This window comes from Candidatus Streptomyces philanthi (assembly GCF_059553635.1).
Genome location: NZ_JCANQV010000426.1, coordinates 1 through 3,749, shown reverse-complemented (window position 1 = coordinate 3,749; position 3,749 = coordinate 1). Strand labels below are relative to the sequence as shown.

At 70.1% G+C, this 3,749-nt stretch carries 3 protein-coding genes and 3 tRNA genes; 2 read left to right on the top strand and 4 right to left on the bottom strand.

Translation table 11 applies throughout. The annotated features are described in order from the left end of the window. Nucleotides 1-760: DUF2797 domain-containing protein (locus tag AC51EU_RS28350; protein WP_496269943.1), on the bottom strand; the 760-nt coding region annotated here is incomplete at its 3' end. A gap of 216 nt (nucleotides 761-976) precedes the next feature. Next, nucleotides 977-1,050 (bottom strand) — tRNA-Met (locus tag AC51EU_RS28345). An 83-nt stretch (nucleotides 1,051-1,133) separates the two neighbouring features. Here AC51EU_RS28345 and AC51EU_RS28340 point away from each other — a divergent pair. Both AC51EU_RS28340 and AC51EU_RS28335 read left to right on the top strand, forming a co-directional pair. Then, complete coding sequence (locus AC51EU_RS28340; protein ID WP_496269942.1) at nucleotides 1,134-1,556, top strand: hypothetical protein; 423 nt, start codon at nucleotides 1,134-1,136, stop codon at nucleotides 1,554-1,556. 30 nt (nucleotides 1,557-1,586) lie between these two features. Beyond that, complete coding sequence (locus AC51EU_RS28335) at nucleotides 1,587-2,261, top strand: P-loop NTPase family protein (RefSeq protein ID WP_496269941.1); 675 nt, start codon at nucleotides 1,587-1,589, stop codon at nucleotides 2,259-2,261. Nucleotides 2,262-2,591: 330 nt separating this feature from the next. Here AC51EU_RS28335 and AC51EU_RS28330 read toward each other — a convergent pair. Together AC51EU_RS28330 and AC51EU_RS28325 are read right to left on the bottom strand one after the other, a co-directional pair. Then, a tRNA-Arg gene (locus tag AC51EU_RS28330) sits at nucleotides 2,592-2,664 on the bottom strand. Between the two features lie 721 nt (nucleotides 2,665-3,385). Continuing rightward, nucleotides 3,386-3,476 (bottom strand) — tRNA-Ser (locus AC51EU_RS28325). Between the last annotated feature and the right edge of the window lie 273 nt (nucleotides 3,477-3,749).

Sequence of the window (3,749 nt, the reverse complement as noted above, 5' to 3'; positions counted from 1 at the left end):
CCTCTTCCCCCACGCGCCCGGACCGCCCCGCCCCCGTCCGCACCCGCAGATACACATCCGCCCCGACCCCGGCCACCACTTCCCCCACAACCTCCGCGCCCGCCGTCATCGCCCCCAGCTCCGCGGCATCCGCCGGAATCCGGTCCAGGCCGAAGACATCGGTGTGGTCCCCGAAGACGAAGTCCAGCGGTTCCAGGGTCTCCGGCCAGCCCTCCAGCTCCCGGGCCCGTGCGTGCAGCGCGGCGAGTTCGGCGCGCCGCTCGGCCGGCGGCGGCAGCGTCCCGCGTGCCGCCCGCTTCGCCGCCTTCGTGAACCGGTCGGGCACCGCGAGCGCGCTCCCCAGCAGCGCCTCCGTCCGCCGCGCCGCCATCAGCGGCCCGCGCCCCAGCCAGGCGTACGCCACCGCGCCCTGCTCCACCAACCGCGTCGGCCCGCGTTCGGCCGCCGTGATCCCCACCTTGAGCAGCCCGGGTCCGAAGTACGCCAGATAGACGCCGTACGGGCGCGGGTCATCGGCCATGGTGTCCGCGGCCACCGACCGCGACCGGTCCAGCCGGGCGCACCGCGCGCACTGATCCCTCGTGCCCGCCGCGTCGATCACTGCCTCGTACGGGCAGACGAGCCACCGCCCGGCCCGCCACACGCCCAGACAGCGCCGCTCCCCGCGCACCGCGAAGGCCAGCGGCTTGCCCGGGGGCAGCGGACTCACCCGCTCGGCCTTCCGCTCGGCGCAGTACCAACCGAGTCGCTGCTGGTACAACGGTCCGGTCCCGGCCGCCGGTTCCCGTGTTGCCCGCCCGGTCCCGCCGCCGTCCCGCCGGACCGCCCACCGCGGCCCCGTGCATCGCCACATCCGGCCAGCGTACGGCCGCCGCTCACCCGGCCCACGGCCCTCACGGCCCCCGTCCGCCACACCGCGGGCGCAGACGAAAAGCCGTAGGCCCGGTGGACGAATCCACCGGGCCTACGGCGTCAGTAGCGGGGACAGGATTTGAACCTGCGACCTCTGGGTTATGAGCCCAGCGAGCTACCGAGCTGCTCCACCCCGCGTCGGTTCCTCAGACACTACGCGATTCCCCCCACCAACACCTAATCGGTTTCCCCTCACCCGTCCCCTCCCTCATAAAGGCCCCATGTCACACACCAGCCGCACCACCGCTCCGCCGCCGCTCCACTACGTCCGCTTCCAGAGCACCACCCGCCACCCCCGAGGCCACTATCCCGGCGTATTCGCCCTGGTCAACGGGCTCGCCCGGGACGGCCTGCTCACCCCCGACGAGGAACTCTTCCGCCGCACACACAACGCCTGGTACGACGCGAACTACCCCAACCCCTCGGACACCGACCCCACCGTCTACGACCACGCCCTCCACCCCGGCGCCGTCTCCTGGTTCAAGTCGACGTCCCACGAGCTGATCTCCCGCGTCGACGGCTACCTCACCCTCCTCGCCGCCCACGACGTCCCCTGCCGCCGCCTCACCTCCACCTCCCCCGGCCGCATCATCTACGAGGACGCGTACCAGGTGGTCGTCGTCCCCAACTCCCCGGCTCCATGAACCAGTTGCCCCCTCTGCCACACTCCTCCCGTGACGACCCACCTGATCTCCGTCATCGGAAGCAGCCCGGGAGTCGGCAAGTCGACTCTGTGCCGCGCACTGGCCGATTGGCTCGCCGGCACCGGCGCGTCCGTCGATCACTTCGAGGAGGCCGACATCCTCACGCGGCCGGCGTTCCGCCCCGTGGCCGAGGAGTTCGCCGACGGCTCCTCCGCCGTGCGACCCGCCACCCTCGTCGAATGCACCCGCGCCTACGTCACGGAATCACGCGACGCGGGCGTGGACTTCCTCCTCACGGACGCCCTGCTCCCCTTCATCCCCTCCCTGGTCGCCTGGGGCCACGACGAGCCCGAGCTCACCGACGTCATCGACGCCCTGACCGAGGCCGTCGCCCCCACACCGGTCACCGTCGTCTACGTCCACGACGACCCGGAGGCCGCCCTCCGCCGCGCCATCGACCGCGAGGGCCCCACCTGGGAAGCCTGGTACCTCAACAAACTCGCCGCCTCCCCCGGCACCCGCACCGTCCACGACCTCCCCTCAGCCGCCACCCACCTCCGCCACGAGTCCGCCCTCACCCTCCGCCTTCTCACCCGAACCCCTTGGAACGTCATCACCGTCAACACATTCACCCACTCCACCCCCACCTCCTCCTTCACCCACACCCGCAACCACCTGACCAAGCTGCTCGACCTCCCCGCCTGAACCCACATGCCACGGCGAAGCTCCCGCCCGGAAAACCTGGCGGGAGCTTCGCCCTGCTTCGTTCACGCGACGGGTGCCACGAACCCGACGACCACCAGATCAAGCCCTGGCCCGCGACCGCAGCCGGTCGAATCCCGGCGTTCCGGCTCGAAACCCTTCGGACGCGTCGCGCTCGCCAGGCCGACAGTCGGAAAGCAGCGGTGATCGCCGGCAGAACAGGCGCGGACTCACCTTGCGACCGATTACGGCACAGATCCGGTTGCTGCACTTCACTGCTGCACGGAACGCCAAAGCCCCTCCGGGAGATCCCGGAGGGGCTTTGACCTGCTGTGCGCTCGGCAGGATTCGAACCTGCAACCTTCTGATCCGTAGTCAGATGCTCTATCCGTTAAGCTACGAGCGCTTGGCTTTCCGGCGGTTTTTCTTGCCGGTCGGCGTTGCGAGAACAACATTACATGACCTGGGCCGTGAGGCGAAATCCACTCGCCACACACCCCCTGACCTGCGAAAACGCAACTGAGGGCAACTTCTGGGGCTTCCGGGGCGCGGGAGGCGAGTGGGAGGCCGAGTGAAGTTCAGGCGCATGATGCCCGATTCGCCGGAATTGCCGTAACCTTTCTTGGTGTCGCCGCCGGCCCGGCAGCCTGGACGGCGTCGGCGGGACTGAAGGACCGGTGAAGGAAGAGACCCGCGGGCCCGAAGAACTCTGCGAACGTGAAGGCCCCCGCGAGACAGGTTGAAGCGTTCGACGGGAGCCGAGGCGGTGATCCTCTTACGGAAGCCGCGAGGGGCAGCACCACCGGGCGTGATCCGTTCCATGCTCTCGACGGTGCCGAAGCTCGACGCCGCCGGAGCGAAGACCATCCGGCTGGATCGGCAAGATCAAGTGGTTTCGCGGCCGGGCGGTCCCCACGGGCCACACATGGACCAGGAGCCGACCAACATGATCAGCCCCCGGCCATCCGCCGACAGCTCACGCGCCCCAGGCCCCACGGCGCCCCCGGCCACCCCGGCCCCAGATCACCCACAGGCACGCAGCCCCATCACCACCCACCCCAGGAGCACCCCACCCCCAACAAAAAACCTCCGGGCCCGATCGCAATGACCAGGCCCGGAGGGAGAAGCGGAGGCGGAGGGATTTGAACCCTCGATCGGGGATAAACCCGAAACCGCATTAGCAGTGCGGCGCCATAGACCGGACTAGGCGACGCCTCCACACGCCACCACGCGCGTATGCACGTCGTAGGCATGTCCAGATGATGGCACAGCTCCACGCCCCGCCACCAATCGCCCCCTACGGTACTCGCGGGACGGGCCGCCCGGCAAAGACGTTCCTGCGGCGCAACGTCGGGGGCGGCGGCGCGTTAGGAGGTACGGGGCCGTGCGGCAGGCCGCCGTGGATCCCCGGCGCGTACGTGCCGCGTGCCCGCCTCGTACACCGCTTCTGGAGTCCGTCATGCCGCATCGCCGGATGTCCCTCCTCGCCGC

Bases quoted from the DNA above. Each gene is read 5' to 3' on its own strand.
- AC51EU_RS28340 (WP_496269942.1), top strand. From the start codon at position 1,134: ATGTCACACACCAGCCGCACCACCGCTCCGCCGCCGCTCCACTACGTC.